This is a genomic window from Streptomyces sp. JH002 (assembly GCF_050916115.1).
GTDB classification, from domain to species: domain Bacteria; phylum Actinomycetota; class Actinomycetes; order Streptomycetales; family Streptomycetaceae; genus Streptomyces; species Streptomyces xiamenensis.
In genome coordinates this window covers 1,353,814-1,374,798 of sequence record NZ_CP087989.1, presented here as the reverse complement: position 1 = coordinate 1,374,798, position 20,985 = coordinate 1,353,814, and the positions used below count along the sequence as shown (strand labels likewise).

The following is a 20,985-nucleotide window of genomic DNA, read 5'->3' as shown; positions in this document are numbered from 1 at the left end:
GCAGGAGGACCTGAAGAGCATACTTCCGACATATCGGCAGTCGGATACGGCGATTGAGCCGGACATCGCGAGTGAGAATGGCTCGAGCCCGGGATACACGACCTTTATTCCCACCGCGGAACTCGGCGTTTCCGTTCCCACCCCCAAGGGGAACGGTGGGACATTCACCGCCATGACCCCGCTGTGGGGTACTCCGCCCAGGAGCGGCAATGAGTACTGGACGGCGATGGATGAGGCCATCGGCGTCAAAATGAACTGGCAGACCCAGGACGGCAACACCTACGGCGAGAAGCTCGGCGCCGTGCTGGCCGGGAGCGACATCCCGGACATGGTGTGTGTTCCCGGCTGGGAGCTGGGCGGCCAGATACCCCAGGCCATCTCCAGCCGTTTCGCGGACCTGGGTGAATACCTCTCCGGTGACAAGGTCCTCGACTACCCGAACCTCGCGGCGATCCCCACCGCAGCCTGGCAGTCCTCGGTCTTCGGCGGCGCGCTGCGCGGTCTGCCGATGCCGATGGCGCCCGTCGGCGGCGTGGTGCCCTACTACCGGCAGGACATCTTCGAGGAGAACGGCTGGACCCCGCCGACCGACCCGCAGGAGTTCATCGACTTCGCCAAGGACATCACCTCGCCGAAGAACCAGGTGTGGGCCTGCGAGGACATGAAGTGGTCGGCCTTCGTCATCCACGGTGTGCTGCCGGAGAAGCCCAACTACTTCGCCATGGTGGACGGCAAGCTCGTCAACCGCTACGAGACGGACGCCTTCCTCGAGGCCCTGGAGTGGACCCGCAAGCTGTACGACGCGGGCGTCGTCCACCCGGACGCGGTCGCCGTCCAGGGCGACAGCAAGAACCGCTTCACCGCCGGCGAGTCCCTGATGTTCAACGACGGTGAGGGCACCTGGCACAACCTGGTCGCCGAACAGCAGGCCGCCAACCCGGACTTCCGGATGAACGCCTTCGACTTCTTCGGCGCCGACGGCGACCCGGTGCTGTGGCGGGCCAACGGCTCCAACATGTGGACGTTCATCAACAAGAGCCTGAGCCCGGACCGTGTCCGCGAAGCCCTGGAGATCGCCAACTTCTGCGCCGCCCCGTACGGCACCGTCGAGCAGCGGATGCGCAACTACGGTCTGGAGGGCACCCACTACACCGTCGAGGACGGTGTGCAGGTGCGCACCCCGCTGGGCGAGGAGCAGGTCGCACCCGAGACCTACGTCTTCATCTGTTCCCCGGGCTCGTTCGTCGCCTACCCCGACACCCCGCAGATGGTGCAGGACCTGACCAGCTGGCAGAAGCGCATGCTGCCCTTCGCGCAGGAACCGCTGTTCTACGGCCGCCAGGTGCAGGAGCCGGATCGTTTCGCCAACCTGGCCGACCGCTTCGAGGCGCTGGAGGACGACGTTGTCCGAGGCAACCAGTCGATCAAGGACATGCAGCAGGCCGTCACCGACTGGCGGCGCAACGGCGGCGACCAGCTCCGCGACTGGTACCAGGAACTGCTGGACAACGCGGACGCGTGACAGCGGCGAGGTGCCCCTCGCCGCCCCCGTACCACCACCCCTGACCCGACTACCACTCCACACCACATAAGCAGGCGGCCACCCGGCCGGGCGCGTCATGCCCGGCCGGGCCGGTCGCGTGAAACAAGGAGAATGCCGTGTCACAGAGCACGGTCCCGCGTTCCCCCAAACCGCGGGAAGGAGGCGGCGGACAAGCTCCGCCGCCGACGAAGCACCGAAAGCCGGGTGTCCTGCGCGCCGCCGCAGGCCGCCGAGACGGACCGCCGCAGGCACGCGGGGGCACCGAGGCCTGGCGGAACCGGTTGCGCCGCGACTATCCGCTGATCCTGATGACCCTCCCGGTCATCGGCCTGCTGATGGTCTTCGCGTACATCCCGATCGCCGGGAACGTGATCGCCTTCCAGTTCTTCAGCCCGTACGCCGGGGACGGCTTCTTCAGCTCCATGGCGAACAGCGCCTGGGTGGGCCTGGAGCACTTCCGGACGATGGTGAACGACCGCTACTTCTGGGGCGCGGTCGAGAACACCCTGGTCTTCTCCGCGCTCCAGCTGCTGTTCTTCTTCCCGATCCCCATCGGGCTGGCGATCCTGATCAACAGCATCCTGCACAACAAGGTGCGGGCCTGGGCCCAGGCGGTGCTGTATCTGCCGCACTTCTTCTCCTGGGTGCTGGTGATCACCGTCTTCCAGCAGATCTTCGGCGGCGCCGGACTGATCGCCCAGATCATGCGGGACAACGACTGGGGCAACGGCTTCGACCTGATGACCGACCCCGGCTTCTTCAAGTGGCTGATCACCTTCCAGGTGATCTGGAAGGACGCCGGCTGGGGCATCATCGTCTTCCTGGCGGCGCTGTCCATGGTCAACCAGGAGCTGTACGAGTCCGCAGCCGTCGACGGCGCGAACCGCTGGCGCCGCATCTGGCACATCACCCTCCCCGCGCTGCGGCCGGTGATCGCGCTGCTGCTGGTCCTCCAGGTCGGCAACATGCTCACCGTGGGCATGGAACAGTTCCTCATCCAGCGCACCGCGGTCGGGGTCGGAGCCTCCGAGGTCCTCGATACCTATGTGTGGGACCGGGGCATCGCCAACCATCAGTTCAGCTACGCGGCCGCCGTCGGCATCGTCAAGGGGATCTTCTCCCTGGCGCTGGTCCTGGCAGCCAACCGGGTCGCCCACGCGATGGGCGAGCAGGGGGTGTACAAGAAGCAATGAGTGACGCCAGTGTTCTCGTCGACGACGACGAAGAGACCAAGGGGAAGCGCACCAGGCCGTCATGGGAGGAACCGCCGACTCAGATCGGCCTGGCGGCCAAGGGCGCCATCCTCACCATCGCCCTGCTCGCCATCCTCTTCCCCCTGTGGATCGTGGTCGCCACCAGCCTGTCCGATGCAGAAACGATTGCCCGGACTGGCGGGCTGGTAATCATCCCGGACGGCATCAGCCTGGACGCCTACCGCGAACTGCTCAGCGGCGGTCAGGTGGCCAACGCCATGTGGATCTCGGTGTGCATCACCGTGATCGGCACGCTGTTCTCGATGACCACCTCGGTGCTCGCCGCGTACGGCCTGTCCCGGATGAACTCGCTGTGGCACCGGCCGCTGCTGATGACCCTGCTGCTGACGATGTTCTTCGGCGGCGCCGGGCTCATCCCCTCCTATCTGCTCATCCAGACCCTGGGCCTGATGAACAGCTACGCGGCGATCATCCTGCCGATGGCGGTGAACGTCTTCAACATCCTGGTGCTGCGCGCGTTCTTCATGAACATCGGCACCGAGCTGATCGACAGCGCCCGCATCGACGGCGCCGGCGAGTTCCGCATCCTGTGGCAGATCGTGCTGCCGCTGTCGCGCGCCGTGCTGGCCGTGATCGCGCTGTTCTACGCGGTCGGGTACTGGGGCAACTACTTCGCCGCCTTCATCTACATCACCGATCAGGAGAAGCTGCCGCTGCAGAACGTCCTGCAGCAGATCGTGGTGAGGGGCGAACGTCCCATGGGCATGTCGGCGGCCATCGGTACCGGCCAGATCCCGAGCATCGCGGTGCAGACAGCCGTGATGGTGCTGGCGCTGATCCCGGTCGCGGTGCTGTCCCCGTTCGTTCAGAAGCACTTCAAGAAGGGCATGCTCATCGGCGCCGTCAAGGGCTGAACGCGCGTACGGCGATGGCTGGGCATTTTTTTGTGTCGTGAGGAGAATCGATTCGATGGCTGGGCTGAACGACGCCACCCGGGGCCGACTGCTGTTCGGGGGGGACTACAACCCCGAGCAGTGGACGCCCGAGATCTGGCGCGAGGACATCCGGTTGATGAAGGAGGCCGGAGTCAATCTCGCCACCGTCGGCGTCTTCTCCTGGGCGACACTCGAACCCCGCCCGGGGGCGCGGAACTTCGGATGGCTGGATGAGGTCCTCGACCTCCTGCACGACGCCCGCATCGGCGTCGCGCTGGCCACACCGACCGCGTCCCCGCCCCCGTGGCTGGGCGCCCGGCACCCCGAGACACTGCCGCAGGACGAGAACGGCGCCACCGTCTGGTACGGCGCCCGCAACCAGTTCTGCGCCTCCTCGCCCCTGTACCGCGAGTACGCGCAGCGCATCACCACCGACCTCGCCCGCCGCTACGGCCACCACCCGGCCCTGCGCGTGTGGCACATCAACAACGAGTACGGCACCCACTGCTGGTGCGACGAGAGCGCCCGGCACTTCCGCCGCTGGCTGCGCGAGCGCTACCAGGACCTGGACGCCCTGAACGACGCCTGGGGCACCACCTTCTGGAGCCAGCGCTACGACTCCTGGGAGGAGCTGATCCCGCCGCGCCGGGCCCAGTACCTCAACAACCCCGCTCAACTGCTGGACTTCCGCCGCTTCACCAGCGACGCGCTGCTGGAGTGCTTCACCGCGGAACGCGACGTCGTGGCGGCGCACAGCCCTTCCGGCATCCCGGTCACCACCAACTTCATGCCGCTGTTCAGCGGTCTCGACGGCTGGCGCTGGGCGGCGCAGGAGGATGTCGTCTCGGTCGACATCTACCCCGACCCCGCCGTCGGCCGCGAGAACCCGGCCGGCCCCGCGCACGGCGCGCTGGTCGCCGACCTGACCCGCTCCCAGGCCCGCGGCCCGTGGATGCTGATGGAACAGGCCGCCTCCGCCGTCAACTTCCGCGGCGTCAACAAGCCCAAGGGCGAGGGCCTGATGCGGCTGTGGTCGCTCCAGGCGGTGGCGCGCGGCGCGGACTCCCTGTGCTTCTTCCAGTGGCGCGCCTCGCGGCAGGGCAGCGAGAAGTTCCACTCCGCGATGCTGCCGCACGCCGGCGAGACCTCGCGCGCCTTCCGCCGCATCCGTGACCTGGGCGCGGAACTGGACCGGCTGGCCGGTGTCACCGGTACGGGGGTGAGCGCCGAGATCGCGATCCTGCACGACTGGCCCGCGTGGTGGGCCTCGAACCAGCCGGGCCGGCCCTCGGCCGAGCTGGACTACCCCGCGATCCTCGCCACCTGGCACCACGCGCTGTGGCAGCAGAACCTCACCGCCGACCTCGCCCACCCCGAGGCCGACCTCAGCGGCTACAAGCTGGTCGTCATCCCGCAGCTGTATCTGCTCTCGGACACCGCGCTGGACGGCCTGGCGGCGTACGTACGCGGCGGCGGGCACGTCGTGTGCGGCTTCTTCACCGGCGTCGCCGACCCCGACGACCGGATCCGGGAGGGCGGCACCGACGCGCGCCTGCGCGCCGTCCTGGGCCTGGCCACCATCGAGGAGTGGTGGCCGCTGGCGGCGGGGGAGACCGTCGCCCTGGACGACGGCACCACCGGCAGCCTGTGGAGCGAGGACCTGACGCCCGCGGGAGCGCGGGCGGAGGTGTGCTACGCCGCCGGCGAGCTGTCCGGCCGCCCCGCGCTCACCCGCCACACCTACGGCGAGGGCACCGCCCGGTACGTCTCCACGCTGCCCGAACCCGCCGCCCTGCGCGCACTGCTGGCCCGCGCCGCCGAAGCCGCCGGCACCGCCCCCGCGCTGCCCGGCGCACCCGAGGGGGTGGAAGCCGTCCGCCGCGGCGGGCTGCTGTTCCTCCTCAACCACACACGTGAGCCGATCACCGTGCCCCTGGACGTCCCGCACAGCGATCTGCTCACCGGTCACCCCCACGCCGCCGACGTACGGCTGGAGCGGTACGGGGTGGCCGTGCTTTCCCCCACACCGACACAAGGGAGCCGCACATGCAGCACGCAAGGAGAGCACGCACGTTAGTCCTGGCACCGCTGGTCGCGTTTCTGACCTTCTTCGGCTACGGCGCCTCCACGGCGCAGGCGGCGGCCGTCTGGGAGTCCTGCGACCAGTGGGGCAACTGGACGGCGCCGGACGGCTACATCGTCTACAACAACATCTGGGGCTCGGGAGGCGGCAGCCAGTGCATCGCCGCCGACTCCTCCTCCAACTGGACGGTGACCGCCAACCACCCCGACACCGGCGGCATCAAGTCCTACCCGAACGCCAAGCGCATCGTGAACCGCCCGCTCGACCAGCTGAACTCGCTCACCAGCACCTTCAACGTCACGGTGCCGCAGGCGGGCGCGTACAACACCGCCTATGACATCTGGGACCAGAACTACGACCACGAGATCATGCTGTGGACCAACTGGTACGGCCCCGTCGGACCACTGGGCAGCTACCAGTCGCGGGTGAGCCTGGGTGGCCACACCTGGGACATCTACCGGGGCAGCAACGGGCACAACAACGTGTACTCGTTCCTGCGCACCGGCAACACCGGTTCCGGGACGGTGGACATCCTGCCGATCCTGCGCTGGATCGCCGACCAGGGCTGGATCAGCCAGAACGAGGTGATCGGTGATGTCCAGTTCGGCTACGAGATCACCTCGTCCTCGGGCGGTCTGACCTTCCGCACCAACCAGTTCAGCGTCAGCCACAGCTGACGCGCCCCGCACCACACGCCCGGGCGGCGCGGCCACGCGAGGCAGGGCCCGCCGCCCGGGGCCCCACGCGGCGGGACGCCACGACGGCGCCGGGCCGCGACCCGCGCACGTCCTGTTCGACGGACGCGCGGGCCCGCGGCCCGGCGGTGGGCGCGTGCGCAAGCGCCGCGCGGGGTCAGCGCACCAGGCGCGGAGCCTGCCCCGTACTGGCGCGGACGGTCAGCCGGGGGGAGAGCAGGCGTACCACCGTCTCGCGCGGCGCCGCGGCCCTGGCCCGCCCGGCCCCGGCCGCGCCGAGCTTGGCCATCACCAGTTCCACCGCCCGCCGCCCCATCTCGTGCGCGGGGATCGCCACCGAGGTCAGGGCCACCGAGGTCTGCGTCGCCACCTGGTCGGGACAGATCGCCACCACCGAGATGTCCTCCGGCACCGCCCTGCCCTGCTGCCGCAGCAGGGACAGCAGCGGCCCCACCGCGCTCTCGTTCTGCACGATGATCCCCGTCGTCCCCGGCCGCTCGTCGAAGATCCGGGCCAGAGCGCCGGCCATCGACTCGAAACTCCCCTCGCACGGCCGGTGCAGCATCCGCAGCCCCAGCTCGGCGACCCGCTCCCGCACGCCGTTGATCGTCCGCTCGGCGAAGCCGGTGTGCCGTTCGTACACCGCCGCCGCCTCGCCGATGACCGCCAGCTCCTGGTGGCCCAGCTCGGCCAGATGGTCCACGCACAGCCGGCCGGTGGCCACGAAGTCCAGATCGACACAGGTCAGTCCGTCCGTGTCGGCCGGCAGGCCGATGAGGACGGAGGGACGCGGTGATTCGTGCACCAGCGGCAGACGTGCGTCCTCCAGCTCCACGTCCATGAGGATCATCGCGTCGGCGAGGCCGCTGCCGATCACCCGGCGCACCGCCTCGGGACCCTCCTGGTCGGTCAGCAGCAGGACATCCCGTCCGTGCTCGCGCGCCGTGGTCGCCACCGCCATGGCGATCTCCATCATCACCGGCACGTACATGTCGGTGCGCAGGGGCATCATCAGGGCGATGATGTCGGAACGGCTGCTCGCCAGGGCCCGGGCCCCGGCGTTGGGGTGGTAGCCGAGCTGCTGGATGCTGCGTTCCACCCGCTCCCTGGTGGGGGCCGAGATGGTCCGCTTGCCGCTGAGCACATAGCTCACGGTGCTGGCTGAGACTCCGGCGTGCCGGGCGACCTCGGCGAGAGTGACCATAGACGCGCCTCCGTGGAAACCTGGGTGAAGCGCTTCGATCGTCCGTTCGCCGGGCAGATTTCGAACGCTCCAAACGATGGAACCGCGTTGACCTTAGACCGGGCAATGGTTCGTGTCCATAGATGTATCGAAGCGCTTCGATGGAGCTTTCGTGGGTACCGCACAGTGGTACGCGACCACCGAATCGGGTACCTACACCACACCAGGTCTCGATCCCTCATGCCCCCACAGCGAGGTGAGCGGAGATGACCGCACCCAGCGACCCCTCGGACGCGGAACGGGAGGCCAGGCGGCTGGCCGAGGCCGCGCGCGGCGCGGCCGCCCGTACCCCCGGTTTCGCCGGCCAGCTCTTCCTCGGCCGCCTCCGGCTCCAGCTGATCCACCCCCGCCCGGAGCCCGAGGCGGAGGCCGTACGGATCGGGGAGCACTTCCTCGAACGGTTGCGTGCGTACTGCACGGAGCACATCGACGCCGCCCTCATCGAACGCGAGGCCCGCATCCCCGAGGAGGTGATACGGGGCCTGCGCGAGCTGGGGGCCTTCGGCATGAACATCGCCGAGGAGTACGGGGGCCTTGGCCTGAATCACGTGTACTACAACCGCGCCCTCGCCGTCCTCACCTCCGCCAGCCCCGCGGTCGGCGCGCTGCTCTCCGCTCACCAGTCCATCGGCGTGCCGCAGCCCCTGGCCCTCTTCGGCACCGACGAGCAGAAGCGGACGTACCTGCCGCGCTGCGCGCGCGGCGCCATCTCCGCCTTCCTGCTCACCGAACCCGACGTCGGTTCCGACCCCGCGCGGCTGGGCGCCACCGCCGAGCCGGACGGCGACGACTACATCCTGGACGGCGTCAAGCTGTGGACCACCAACGGGGTCATCGCCGAACTCCTGGTGGTGATGGCCCAGGTCCCCGGCATCGGCGACCACCCCGGCGGCATCACGGCGTTCGTCGTGGAGGCCGACTCGCCCGGCGTCACCGTCGAGCACCGCAACACCTTCATGGGACTGCGCGGCATCGAGAACGGCGTCACCCGCTTCCACCGGGTCAAGGTCCCCGGCGACCAGCGGATCGGCGAGGAGGGCGCCGGCCTCAAGATCGCCCTCAGCACGCTCAACACCGGGCGGCTCGCCGTCCCGGCGGTCGCCGTCGGCGCCGGCAAGTGGTGCCTGCGGATCGCCCGCCAGTGGTCGGCGCAGCGGGTGCAGTGGGGCAAACCGATCGGGGAGCACGAGGCGATCGGCTCGAAGCTCTCCTACATCGCCGCCACCACCTTCGCCATGGAGGCGCTGCTGGAGGTCTTCAGCGAGATGGCCGACGAGGGGCGCGCCGACATCCGCCTGGAGGCGGCGGTCGCCAAGCTGCTGGGGAGCGAGTTCGCCGGGCGGATGGCGGACGAACTGGTGCAGCTGCGCGGCGGACGCGGCTACGAGACGGCCGAGTCCCTGGCGGCGCGCGGTGAGCGCGGCGTCCCGGCCGAGCAGCTCCTGCGCGACATGCGGATCAACCGGATCTTCGAGGGCTCCTCCGAGATCATGCGGCTCATGATCGCCCGCGAGGCCGTGGACACCCACCTCAAGGTGGCCGGCGCGCTGATCGACCCGGAACAGAACTTCACCGCCAAGCGCAGGGCCGCCCTCGCGGCGAGCGGCTTCTACGCCCGCTGGCTGCCGTCCCTGACCGCGGGCCGCGGACAGCTGCCGCTGTCGTACGGCGACTTCCGGGTCCCGGGACACCGTGACCTGTCCGCCGAACTGCGCTACGTCGAACGCGCCGCGCGCCGCCTCGCCCGCGCGACCTTCTCCGGCATGGCGCGCTGGCAGGGCGCCATGGAGAGCAAGCAGGGCTACCTCGGGCGGCTGGTGGACATCGGGGCGGAGCTGTGCGCGATGAGCGCCGCCTGCGTACACGCCGAGCGGCTGCGTACCCGTGGCCACCGGGACAACGGCAAGGAGGCGTACGAACTGGCGTACACCTTCTGCCGGCAGGCCCGGGTCCGCGTCGAGGACCTGTTCGTCCATCTCCACCACAGCGCGGACACCGCGGACCGCGCGCTGGCGCGCGGTGTGCTGGACGGCGCGTACACCTGGCTGGAGGAAGGCGTGCTCGACCCCTCCCTCGAGGGCCCCTGGATCGCCGAGACAGCCCCCGGCCCCTCCGCACACCCCAACCTCCACCGCCCCATCCCCTGACCGCGACGCTGACCGCCCCCGCCACGGTCCCGGGGGCGGTCAGCGCCGTGTTCAGCTGGTGGCGGTGCCCACGGCCTGGACTCCTGGAGCTTTCTGCGTCCGAGCCTGACTGATGCACACCGGAGCCTCGCTGGAGGCCGCACCCCACGGGGCCCGCTTGGCCCTCACTCTGCTGTGGCTAATGGTCCTGACAGTACTGAGTGCGGAAATTCTGCATGTAGTTGAGAGAAAATTCTTCAATGCTGGACATGCGCGGGTCTTCGATATCGTCGATCTGGCCAATGATATTGATCTTCAGTAGCGCGTAAGATCCCAGATCTTGCTGTTGACACTCGAATGATGCTGTGGCTCCAGCTGATTCCTTTCCACGCCACAAGACCATATCTGCTTCGGTACTTGAAGGTGCATGTTCCGTGGTGAGCTGAGATGAGAGAACTTCAATCAGGGGATCTTTCTCAGAATTCAGAATGTATACCACAGCGTTGAGGCCCCAGTGGTCATCGACGGAAAGTCGACAGTTCGTGTATCCATCGAAGCTGCGCTCATTATTCTGCCTAATTTCTTCTCCGGCTGGAAGGACTGCTTCGACGAGATTTGAGTCAACATCAACCTCGCATATGTGATCCGGTACGGCATAGTTGGCTTTCTCTTCTTCTTGCTTGCATGAGGAGGCCAGGATGAGTGAGATGACCACCAGCGCTCCCAGGCGTGACCGCAGCGCTCGTGACTTCTCTTTATTTTTGGTTTTGAGGTGTGTCATGAGTTCCTGTTATTCCCGAGATTGGCGCTCTCGTGGATTTCTCTGAGGCGGCCATTCCATGTGTCGTAGCTTTCACTTGAATCCGCCCAGCTGGAATGGATCTCGTGCCATTCTTCGGTCAATGTCTCCAATTGTCCGTCGCGAATGTCGCTGACCTCTTGGCTGTCCAGACTGTAGCCTTCGTTGATTCGGTTCAATTCGTCATCAAGCCATTTCTGGCTCCAGACGTCCACGCCGCGTTGAAAAATGTCTCCGGCGTAGGGCGTCTGCCCGACTATCCCTCCCCATCCGTGGTATTGCATGCGCGCATCCCACACAGCACGGGATTCTGCGGTCGCAAGTTCACCGTGCAGGGCTTCGTATCGCGCCTGCTCCAGGAAGCCGACCGCCATGCCGGCTCGGCCGAGAGTGTCGCCCGGGTCGATGGGCTCGCCGTCGAACGTCTCTGTGTGGTGGAACGATTCGACGAGGTTGGCGTTGATGCCAAAATTGAGCAAGGCGTAGGCGTCCGGGTCGCGTGACAGCTGTTTGGTGACCTCGAAGAGGTGTGCCTTGTGCAGGGGGCGTTCCCTCTCGGACAGGCCGCCGGAGGTCTGGACGTATTCCTCGCCATGGTTGAGGAATACCTTGGCCATGGGTTCGCGGAACTCCGGCTGTAGATCGTCGCCGACCTCCGCCATGATCGCGAGCCCTCGATCGAGGTTTCGGCGGTGCACGTCCTCGTGTTCTACGGGAAGGGCTGCCGGATCGTACGGGTTCATTCCGGTGGTTGCGGCGAGGAATGCGTTGCCGATGGCTTCACTTGCCGCGCGACCGCCGCCCTCTCCGAGTTCAGGGGGAAGGCTCTCCAGAGGGCGACCGGTCAGCAGGTATTCGGAGGCGTCGTCGTTACTGAAGACCGTGGCAGCGGCTTCCGGGCTCCGGGCTGTCGCTTCCATGAGTCCGGTCATCGGATCGAGCCTGAAGTCGTCCCCGGCGATGGGGGTGTACAACGCCGCTGTTCGGTTCCAGGCCGACCCTGGTGGGCTCATCTCCTGTTCCCAGGAGACAAGCGCCTCATGATAGTTGGTCAGATAGTGCGTGCTGTACTCGCCGGAGCCCATGATATTGCTCATGAGCTGGAACCCGTAGGGCCCTTGACGTCCGTCGCTGAGGATAACCCGCTGCCCGCCGAGCGCCGCCATATCGTCTTCCCAGGCTGCCACCATATCGGGTTGGATGGCGTCCGTTCCGGCGTGGCCGCTCTGGCTGGCCTGACCCAGGACGATACCCAAGTTCTCTCCCACATCACCGACGATGGCGGCCCGGCGGTCATCCGCCCCGGCCCCTTCAGCGTCGTAGATGTCACCGAGGAACAGAAGCAGCTTGTCCGGTGGCAGCTGGCCCATCAGGTGGGTGGCGAAGTACGCGTTGTTCTGCTGGCTGTCCAGGAGTTCGTTGAGGCGGGCCAGTTCCTCGTTGGTCGCTGCCGGGCCCTTGTCGATGAGGGCCAGCGCTTCTTCGGCGTCCTCGAATCCCTGCATGCGTTCTGCGGATTCCAGAGTGCTGTAAGAGGACATCACGAAGGGATCGCCATCGTCCCCGGCCAGTTCACGCAGTGCGCGCGCTGCCGCCGCGTCCGACTCGTCGGACTCGTCAAGAACGACTTGAATCCGGGCCTTGATCGAGGTGATCTCCGCCTGTAGCTCAGGCGGCTGGAACTGGCTGTAGTCGCCGTGGCGATAGAAGCGTTCCACTTCTTCATCTGTCAGCCGGTACTGCTGATTTCCGTTGCCATCGACATAGGCATTGCCGCCGCGGGCGACGACCTGGCCGTCGTGGGTGACGGAAAGTCCCTTCTCCCAGGCTTCTTCGGACAGTTCCCGCAGGCGTCGCTGACAGTCCTTCTGCTGATCCCGGAAATCGCGCAGGACGCCGTATATTCCGCTCGCCTGACTGCCCGCGTAGGTGAAGGCCAGGGCGGCGTGTTCGATGCGTTCGCCGCTGGCCGTGGCGTTCATGCCGTACCAGTTGGCGGCGCGGGTTTTGGCCAGCATGCCGTCGCTGGACTCCTCGCCCAGTTCGGTCATGCGCTGCGCTGTGGTGTCCCAGTCCTCGACCGCCTGATTGAGCCGGGCGAAGTCGAGACCCGTCAGCTGCTCGTAGGTCGGCATGCCCGCCCTCTCAGTAGTCGATACCGGCGATGGGCGTGACATGCGGAATCACCGGTGGCGGTCCTGACGCCTGACCGCCGGGCACGGCGCGGAAGAGCTCGGTATAGGGATCGAGATCGCCCCCAACCCTCTGCAGCTGAGCGGCGATGTCCTGCTCGACAGCGGCGTGGCTGCTGACGGTGTAACCGAGATGCTCCTCGATGTCCCGACAGTCCTGGGCCAGCTCATCGGCCTTCTCCTTGTATCGAGTGGCCGCCCGGCTGAGTGCGGCGCCGGTGGCGAGGCCGGCCAGCTCCAGGGTGCCCGCGGCCGAGTCGCTCGCGTTCGACGCGTGGTGGGCGGCGGTGCCCAGGGCCTGACGCAGTTCGTGGGTGTCCTCCGCGATCGGCCGCAGCTCGTCCGCGTGCATCTCCAGATCCGGGCCGCTGTCGCGACCGGTGTAGGGATCCGGAGCCGCCCCGCGGCCCGTGCCGTCATCGTCCGCGTTCAGCCGCGTACGCGCTCGGTCCTCGTTCGTGGCCATAACGCGCCACCCCCCGCTACAGCTTGTGTTCGACTACCCGGAGCAGCGTAGCAACGGCGATTGGTGCGCATGAAGGACGCGTGGGCGGGAGGACCTCAGTCACGAGAGGGTTCGGCGCGCCCGAGCGCGACGCCGGGGACCGGTCGCCCGGGGCCGCGGTCCGAGACGGTACGGGCCGAAGGGCTCCGGCGGGGGCGGCCCCGGGACGCGGCGCCCGGTGGAGCGGCCACAATGGGGGAATGACCGAGACTTCCGGGGTCCTCGCTGATCCGCGTCTGCGTTATTCCGCCGCACCGCCCGAGGGGGTGCGTGAGGTGGTCATTCTGGGGTCGACCGGATCGATCGGAACCCAGGCCATCGATGTGGTGCTGGCCAACCCGGACCGGTTCCGGGTGACCGGGATCTCCGCCGCGGGCGGCCGGGTCGAACTGCTCGCCATGCAGGCCCACCGCCTCCAGGTGCGTACCGTGGCGGTCGCCCAGGAGGCGAAGGCGACCGAACTGCGCGAGGCGCTGCGCACCCGGTACGGGGTGGGGGAGCCGCTGCCGGAGATCCTCGCCGGTCCCGACGCGGCCGCCCAGCTGGCCGGCAGCGCGTGTCACACCGTCCTCAACGGCATCACCGGATCCATCGGGCTCGCGCCGACCCTCGCAGCCCTGCGCGCCGGCCGGGTGCTGGCGCTCGCCAACAAGGAGTCGCTGATCGTCGGCGGGCCGCTGGTCGCCGCCCTGGCCAAGCCGGGGCAGATCATTCCGGTGGACTCCGAGCACTCCGCCCTCTTCCAGGCGCTGCTGGGCGGTACCCGCGCCGAGATCGGCAAGCTGGTCGTCACCGCCAGCGGCGGACCGTTCCGCGGCCGTACCCGCGCCGAGCTGGCCGCTGTCACCCGTGAGCAGGCACTGAACCATCCCACCTGGGACATGGGCCCGGTCATCACCATCAACTCGGCGACCCTGGTGAACAAAGGGCTGGAGGTGATCGAGGCCCATCTGCTGTACGGCATTCCGTTCGACCGGATCGAGGTCGTCGTCCACCCCCAGTCGTACATTCATTCCATGGTCGAGTTCACGGACGGTTCCACCCTCGCCCAGCTCTCCCCGCCGGACATGCGCACGCCCATCGCGCTCGGTCTCGGCTGGCCCGACCGGGTCCCGCGGGCGGCCCCCGCCGTCGACTGGACCCGCGCCCACACCTGGGAGTTCTTCCCGCTGGACACCGAGGCCTTCCCCTCGGTGCCGCTCGCGTGCCATGTGGGTAGCCTCGGCGGTACCGCGCCCGCGGTCTACAACGCGGCCAACGAGGAGTGCGTCGACGCCTTCCTCGCCGGACTGCTGCCGTTCACCGGGATCGTGGACACTGTGGCCAAGGTGGTCGAGGAACAGGGCGATGCCTTCGCCGGAACCTCCCTCACCCTCCCCGACGTCCTCGAAGCGGAGACCCGGGCGCGTGTCCGCGCCCGCGAGCTGGCCGGACTGCCGCGACACACGTCCGCGGCACCCGTGGCGAATGGAGAAACGACGGTATGACGGGCTTGATGTTCCTGATCGGGATACTTGTCTTCGTCTTCGGACTGCTCTTTTCCATCGCCTGGCACGAGCTGGGGCATTTCAGCACCGCGAAGCTGTTCGGCGTCCGCGTTCCCCAGTTCATGGTGGGCTTCGGCCCCACCCTGTGGTCGCGGAAGAAGGGCGAGACCGAGTACGGCATCAAGGCCATCCCGATGGGCGGCTACATCCGCATGATCGGGATGTTCCCGCCGGGCGACGACGGCAGCCTCAGGAAACGCTCCACCTCGCCGTTCCGCGGCATGATCGAGGACGCCCGCGCCGCCTCCTTCGAGGAGCTGGAACCGGGCGACGAGAAGCGGCTGCTCTACACCCGCAAGCCGTGGCAGCGCATCGTCGTCTTCTTCGCCGGCCCCGCCATGAACCTCATCCTCGCCGTCACGATCTTCCTCGGCGTCCTGATGTTCTTCGGCATCAACACCCAGACCACCACGGTGGCCTCCGTCTCCCAGTGCGTCATCTCGCAGAGCGAGGAGCAGCGCGACTGCCGGGCGGACGATCCGCTGGCCCCGGCCAATGCCGCCGGACTGAAGACGGGCGACACGATCGTCGCCTTCAACAACGAGCCGGTCGACGACTGGGGCACCCTCCAGCAGCGCATCCGCGACACCATCGGCCCGGCCACCATCACCGTGGAGCGGGACGGCAGCACCCAGGTGCTGCGGGCCGACCTCATCGAGAACCAGGTCGCCAAGACGGACGGCAGCGGCGGCTACGTCGAGGGCGAGTACGTCAGCGCCGGATTCCTCGGCTTCTCCCCGGCCTCGGGCATCGTCAAGCAGGACTTCCCGCAGGCCGTGGACCGGATGGGCGACATCATGACCACCGGCGTCCAGGCCCTGGTCAACATCCCCTCCAAGGTTCCCGACCTGTGGAACGCCGCCATCGGCAACGGTGAGCGCGCCCAGGACTCCCCGATGGGCGTCGTCGGCGCGGCCCGCGTCGGCGGGGAGATCTTCACCCTCGACATCCCGGCCAGCCAGCAGATCGCCACCGCGCTCTTCCTGGTCGCCGGCTTCAATCTCTCGCTCTTCCTGTTCAACATGCTGCCGCTGCTGCCGCTGGACGGCGGACACATGGCGGGGGCGGCGTGGGAGAGCGTGCGCCGGCACACCGCGAGGCTGCTCAGGCGCCCGGACCCGGGCCCCTTCGACGTGGCCAAACTGATGCCCGTTGCCTATGTGGTGGCGGGGGTCTTCATCTGCTTCACGCTGCTGGTATTGGCGGCGGATATCGTCACGCCGGTACGGCTTACCGGTTAACCGACCATCACCCGGGAAGGGTAATGTCGAGGGCTTGAGCCCGCCTTTCCCGGGACCTAGATCCGCACTGGGGTTGCACGAACATCATGAGCGCCATCTCGCTGGGAATTCCCTCCGTACCCATCAAGCTGGCTGATCGCCGCGTCAGCAAGAAGATCCAGGTCGGCTCCGTAGCGGTGGGTGGCGACGCCCCCGTGTCCGTGCAGTCGATGACCACCACCCGTACCTCGGACATCGGTGCCACGCTCCAGCAGATCGCGGAGCTCACCGCGTCCGGCTGCCAGATCGTGCGCGTCGCCTGCCCCACCCAGGACGACGCCGACGCGCTGCCCGTCATCGCCCGCAAGTCGCAGATCCCCGTGATCGCCGACATCCACTTCCAGCCCAAGTACGTCTTCGCCGCCATCGACGCCGGCTGCGCGGCCGTCCGGGTCAACCCCGGCAACATCAAGAAGTTCGACGACCAGGTGAAGGAGATCGCCAAGGCGGCCTCCGACGCCGGCACCCCGATCCGGATCGGCGTCAACGCCGGCTCGCTGGACCGCCGGCTGCTCGCCAAGTACGGCAAGGCCACCCCCGAGGCGCTGGTGGAGTCCGCGCTGTGGGAGTGCTCCCTGTTCGAGGAGCACGGCTTCACCGACCTGAAGATCTCCGTCAAGCACAACGACCCGGTCGTCATGGTCAACGCCTACCGCCAGCTGGCCGCCCAGTGCGACTACCCGCTGCACCTGGGCGTCACCGAGGCGGGGCCGGCCTTCCAGGGCACCATCAAGTCGGCGGTCGCCTTCGGCGCGCTGCTCTCCGAGGGCATCGGCGACACCATCCGGGTCTCGCTCTCCGCCCCGCCCGCCGAGGAGATCAAGGTCGGCATCCAGATCCTGGAATCGCTCAACCTGCGCCAGCGCCGCCTGGAGATCGTCTCCTGCCCCTCCTGCGGCCGCGCCCAGGTCGATGTCTACAAGCTCGCCGAGGAGGTCACCGCCGGGCTCGACGGCATGGAGGTGCCGCTGCGCGTCGCCGTCATGGGCTGCGTCGTCAACGGTCCCGGCGAGGCCCGCGAGGCCGACCTCGGCGTCGCCTCCGGCAACGGCAAGGGCCAGATCTTCGTCAAGGGAGAGGTCATCAAGACCGTTCCCGAGTCCAAGATCGTGGAGACCCTCATCGACGAGGCGATGAAGATCGCCGAGCAGATGGAGAAGGACGGCGTCACCTCCGGCGAGCCCACCGTCTCCGTCGCCGGCTGAACGTCCCCGCGGGCGCGACGGCACCCCGTCCGCCCGCACCCCCGGCACCCGCGCCGGCACCCGACCGCCGCCGCTCCGGCCCCGAGCCCGGACCGGCGGCGGCACGTGTGTGCGGCGTACGTGCAGGGCGTACGGAGGGGGCGTACCCAACCGGCGAACGTACGGCGCCCCCGCCACCGCGGGCGGTACAGTGCGCGGAACCCGCTCACCGCTCACCTGCAAGGCCACCCCGTGCTCACCACGCCCGCCACCCGCCCCCTGGCCCCCGGCGATCTCGGCGACGCCCTGGCCCTCCTCGCCCGGGAACCGCTCGCCAACGCCTTCGTCACCGCCCGGGTCATCGAATCCGGCCTCGACCCCCGGCTGCTCGGCGGCGAACTGTGGGGCTGGTACCACCGCGGGCAGCTGCGCTCCCTGTGCTTCTCCGGCGCCAACCTCGTCCCCATCGACGCCGCCCCCGCCGCCCTGCGCGCCTTCGCCGAACGCGCCCTGCGCGAGGGCCGCCGCTGCACCTCCATCGTCGGCCCGGCACCCGCGACCGCCGCCCTGTGGGCCCACCTGGAGCCGCACTGGGGCCCCGCCCGCGCCGTACGCGCCCACCAGCCGCTGATGGCCACCAGCACCGCGCCGCCCGCCATCACCCCCGACCCCCTGGTGCGCCCCATGCGCAAGGACGAGATGGACCTGGTGCTGCCGGCCGCCGTCGCCATGTTCACCGAGGAGGTCGGCGTCTCCCCGCTCACCGCCCAGGACGGCGGCCTCGCCTACCAGTCCCGGGTCGCGGAAACCGTGGGCACCGGACGCTGCTTCGCCCGCGTCGAGGACGGCCGCATCGTCTTCAAGGCCGAGATCGGCGCCGTCACCCCGCACGCCTGCCAGCTCACCGGCGTGTGGACCGCCCCCGACCGCCGCCGCACCGGCCTCGCCGCCGCCGGCCTCGCCACCGTCATCCGGCACGCACTGGACACCTGCGCCCCCGTCGTCAGCCTCTACGTCAACGACTACAACGCCCCCGCCCTCGCCCTCTACCGCCGCCTCGGCTTCACCGGCTCGGGCGCGCTGATGAGCGTGCTGTTCTGAGCGATGCGCGTTAGCCTCCCCGGCATGACACCATCTGCCTCGGGAGCCGCCCCCGACGCCCGGGACATCACCGTGGGCCCCATCGACCTGGCGGCCAGGGTGGACGAGGCGCTCGCCGTCCAGGCCCAGGCGTTCGGACTGAGCCCCGAGGAGATCGCGGTGCGCCGGCACATCGTGCTGCGCCACCTCGCCCACCCCGGCGCCCGGGCGCTGGGCGCCGTCAGCACCGCCACCGGGGCGCTGGCAGGTTTCATCTACGGGATGCCCAACGACCGCGCGCAGTGGTGGTCCACCGTCGTCGAGCCGTACCTGCGCCGCGCCGGGCACGACGGCTGGCTGGACGACTCCTTCACCATCACCGAACTGCACGTGCTGCCCGCCTACCAGGGCCGCGGCATAGGCACCCGTCTCATCACCACCCTCACCGACGCCGCCGACGAACCCCGCTCGATCCTGTCCGCCATCGACATCGAGAGCCCCGCGCGCCGCCTCTACCGCCGGCTCGGCTACCAGGACCTCGCCCGCCGCGTGCACTTCCCCTCCGCGCCGAGCCCGTACGCCGTGATGGGCGCCGAGCTCCCGCTGCGCCGCTGACCCCTCCGCTTGGCGCGGGCAGCCCGGGACCCGCTACTCTCGGGCCCAATCGCTCATCCCACGCAGGAGTCACGAATTCCCATGGCAGCCCGAGTACAGCGCCTGTCCCAATCCATGCTCAAGACGCTGCGGGACGCCCCGGCCGACGCGGAGACGATCAACCACGCGCTGCTGGTGCGCGCCGGATACGTACGCCGCTCCGCCGCCGGCATCTGGAGCTGGCTGCCGCTGGGCAAGCAGGTCCTGGACAACGTCGCACGCGTGGTCCGCGAGGAGATGGACGCGATCGGCGGCCAGGAAGTGCTGCTGCCCGCGCTGCTGCCCAAGGAGCCCTACGAGGTCACCGGCCGCTACGAGGAGTACGGTGATCTGCTCTTCAGGCTGAAGGACCGCAAGGGCGCCGACTACGTCCTGGGCCCCACCCACGAGGAGATCTTCACCCAGCTGGTCCAGGACCAGTGCACCTCGTACAAGGACCTGCCGGTCACGCTGTACCAGATCCAGACCAAGTACCGCGACGAGGCGCGGCCCCGGGCCGGCATCCTGCGCGGGCGCGAGTTCACGATGAAGGACTCGTACTCCTTCGACGCCACCGACGAGGGGCTGGCCGAGTCCTACCGGCTGCACCGCGAGGCCTACATCAAGATCTTCACCCGCCTGGGTCTGGACTACCGCATCGTCTCCGCCGTCTCCGGCGCGATGGGCGGCTCCGCCTCCGAGGAGTTCCTGGCCCCGGCGCCGGCCGGCGAGGACACCTTCGCCGACTGCCCGGCGTGCGGCTACGCCGCCAACACCGAGGCGGTCAGCTTCGCGCTGACGCCCGTGGAGGGCGCCGCGCACCCGGGCATCGAGGAACTGGACACCCCGGACACCCCCACCATCGAAACCCTGGCCGAGCAGCTCAAGGTGCCCGCCTCCGCCACCCTGAAGAACCTCCTGGTCACCATCGACGGCGAGATCGCGGCCGTCGGTGTGCCCGGTGACCGCGAGGTCGACCTCGGCAAGCTCTCCGAGGCGCTGGCCCCGGCGGAGGTGGAGCTGGTGACGGCCGAGCACTTCGCGCAGCGGCCGGACCTGGTACGCGGCTACGTCGGCCCGCAGGGCATGGCGGGCAAGGCGTTCCGCTACCTGGCCGACCCGCGCGTCGCGCCGGGCACCTCGTGGATCACCGGCGCCAACAAGGCCGGGGCGCACGCCCGCAACGTGGTGGCCGGCCGCGACTTCGAGGTGGACCAGTACCTGGACGTGGTCGTGGTCGAGGCCGGCGACCCGTGCCCGAACTGCGGGGCCGGACTGAATCTGGACCGCGCGATCGAGATCGGCCACATCTTCCAGCTGGGCCGCAAGTACGCGGACGCCTTCGGCCTGGAGGTGCTGGGCCGCGAGGGCAAGCCGGTGCGGGTGACGATGGGCTCCTACGGCGTCGGCGTCTCGCGCGCCGTGGCGGCCCTGGCCGAGCAGACGGCGGACGAGCAGGGCCTGTGCTGGCCGCGGGAGATCGCGCCGGCCGACGTCCACGTGGTGGCGGCGGGCAAGGCGGTGCAGACGGAGCTGGCGCTCTCGATCGCCGACCGCCTCGGCGCGGCGGGCGTGCGCGTCCTGGCGGACGACCGCGCGGGTGTCTCCCCGGGCGTGAAGTTCACCGACGCGGAGCTGATCGGTGTTCCCACGATCCTGATCGTGGGACGCGGCGCGGCCGAGGGCCGGGTGGAACTGAAGGACCGCCGCACCGGCGAGCGCGAGGACCTGACGGTGGACGAGGCGATCGCCCGCCTGACCGAACAGCTGGGCTGACCCCCCGCGTACTCCGGCCCGCCCCGACCGGGCCACCACGCCGCCCCGCCGCGTCCACGCGGCGGGGCGGCGTGCGTGTGGCGCGGTCGGGGGCAGACTCCGAGTCCCCAGCCATCCCAGGAGACCCTCACCCGTTCCAGCACCCGGGCC

The 20,985-nt window shown here is 69.0% G+C and carries 16 protein-coding genes; 12 read left to right on the top strand and 4 right to left on the bottom strand.

Annotation, left to right across the window (positions count from 1 at the left end):
- The first annotated feature begins 172 nt into the window (after positions 1-172).
- The 5 genes from H7827_RS05765 (at position 173) to H7827_RS05745 (ending at position 6,452) form a co-directional block, all read left to right on the top strand.
- Positions 173-1,522, top strand: a complete 1,350-nt coding sequence (locus H7827_RS05765) for an extracellular solute-binding protein (protein ID WP_386537245.1) — start codon at positions 173-175, stop codon at positions 1,520-1,522.
- 137 nt (positions 1,523-1,659) lie between these two features.
- A complete protein-coding gene (locus H7827_RS05760; protein ID WP_386537242.1) occupies positions 1,660-2,736 on the top strand; it encodes an ABC transporter permease in 1,077 nt (358 codons plus the stop codon).
- The gene (locus H7827_RS05755; RefSeq protein ID WP_386537239.1) at positions 2,733-3,671 is read left to right on the top strand and encodes a carbohydrate ABC transporter permease; all 939 of its coding nucleotides are present in this window, start codon (positions 2,733-2,735) and stop codon (positions 3,669-3,671) included. Before H7827_RS05760 ends, H7827_RS05755 begins: the two co-directional genes overlap by 4 nt.
- A gap of 55 nt (positions 3,672-3,726) precedes the next feature.
- Positions 3,727-5,769, top strand: coding sequence for a beta-galactosidase (locus H7827_RS05750; protein ID WP_432743171.1), 2,043 nt, complete (start codon positions 3,727-3,729; stop codon positions 5,767-5,769).
- Positions 5,739-6,452: a GH12 family glycosyl hydrolase domain-containing protein gene (locus tag H7827_RS05745; RefSeq protein WP_432743169.1), complete on the top strand. Its 714-nt coding sequence runs from the start codon at positions 5,739-5,741 to the stop codon at positions 6,450-6,452. Before H7827_RS05750 ends, H7827_RS05745 begins: the two co-directional genes overlap by 31 nt.
- Before the next feature lie 175 nt (positions 6,453-6,627).
- On the opposite strand, the gene H7827_RS05740 is transcribed toward H7827_RS05745, so the two are convergent.
- Complete coding sequence (locus tag H7827_RS05740; RefSeq protein WP_432743167.1) at positions 6,628-7,674, bottom strand: LacI family DNA-binding transcriptional regulator; 1,047 nt, start codon at positions 7,672-7,674, stop codon at positions 6,628-6,630.
- Positions 7,675-7,919: 245 nt separating this feature from the next.
- Here H7827_RS05740 and H7827_RS05735 point away from each other — a divergent pair, with 245 nt between their 5' ends.
- Positions 7,920-9,860, top strand: coding sequence for an acyl-CoA dehydrogenase family protein (locus H7827_RS05735; RefSeq protein ID WP_432743165.1), 1,941 nt, complete (start codon positions 7,920-7,922; stop codon positions 9,858-9,860).
- Positions 9,861-10,038: 178 nt separating this feature from the next.
- Here H7827_RS05735 and H7827_RS05730 read toward each other — a convergent pair whose 3' ends face one another.
- From H7827_RS05730 to H7827_RS05720, 3 genes are read right to left on the bottom strand one after another with little or no spacing between them, the layout of a single operon-like run.
- Positions 10,039-10,620 (bottom strand): hypothetical protein, encoded by a 582-nt coding sequence (locus tag H7827_RS05730; protein ID WP_432743163.1) that lies wholly within the window; start codon positions 10,618-10,620, stop codon positions 10,039-10,041.
- Positions 10,617-12,773: a hypothetical protein gene (locus tag H7827_RS05725; RefSeq protein WP_432743161.1), complete on the bottom strand. Its 2,157-nt coding sequence runs from the start codon at positions 12,771-12,773 to the stop codon at positions 10,617-10,619. Before H7827_RS05725 ends, H7827_RS05730 begins: the two co-directional genes overlap by 4 nt.
- Before the next feature lie 10 nt (positions 12,774-12,783).
- Positions 12,784-13,296, bottom strand: coding sequence for a hypothetical protein (locus H7827_RS05720; RefSeq protein ID WP_432743159.1), 513 nt, complete (start codon positions 13,294-13,296; stop codon positions 12,784-12,786).
- Between the two features lie 239 nt (positions 13,297-13,535).
- Between H7827_RS05720 and dxr the strand changes: the two genes are divergently transcribed.
- From dxr to H7827_RS05690, 6 genes are all read left to right on the top strand, one after another.
- Positions 13,536-14,822: a 1-deoxy-D-xylulose-5-phosphate reductoisomerase gene (gene dxr / locus H7827_RS05715; protein WP_432743157.1), complete on the top strand. Its 1,287-nt coding sequence runs from the start codon at positions 13,536-13,538 to the stop codon at positions 14,820-14,822.
- The gene (locus H7827_RS05710) at positions 14,819-16,123 is read left to right on the top strand and encodes a M50 family metallopeptidase (protein ID WP_386537214.1); all 1,305 of its coding nucleotides are present in this window, start codon (positions 14,819-14,821) and stop codon (positions 16,121-16,123) included. The genes dxr and H7827_RS05710 overlap by 4 nt, the downstream gene beginning before the upstream one ends.
- 86 nt (positions 16,124-16,209) lie before the next feature.
- The gene (ispG, locus tag H7827_RS05705; protein WP_046724952.1) at positions 16,210-17,367 is read left to right on the top strand and encodes a flavodoxin-dependent (E)-4-hydroxy-3-methylbut-2-enyl-diphosphate synthase; all 1,158 of its coding nucleotides are present in this window, start codon (positions 16,210-16,212) and stop codon (positions 17,365-17,367) included.
- A 231-nt stretch (positions 17,368-17,598) separates the two neighbouring features.
- Positions 17,599-18,447, top strand: a complete 849-nt coding sequence (locus H7827_RS05700) for a GNAT family N-acetyltransferase (RefSeq protein ID WP_432743154.1) — start codon at positions 17,599-17,601, stop codon at positions 18,445-18,447.
- 24 nt (positions 18,448-18,471) lie between these two features.
- Positions 18,472-19,041: a GNAT family N-acetyltransferase gene (locus tag H7827_RS05695; protein ID WP_386537206.1), complete on the top strand. Its 570-nt coding sequence runs from the start codon at positions 18,472-18,474 to the stop codon at positions 19,039-19,041.
- Between the two features lie 81 nt (positions 19,042-19,122).
- Positions 19,123-20,835, top strand: coding sequence for a proline--tRNA ligase (locus H7827_RS05690; RefSeq protein ID WP_432743152.1), 1,713 nt, complete (start codon positions 19,123-19,125; stop codon positions 20,833-20,835).
- Positions 20,836-20,985 lie beyond the last annotated feature (150 nt).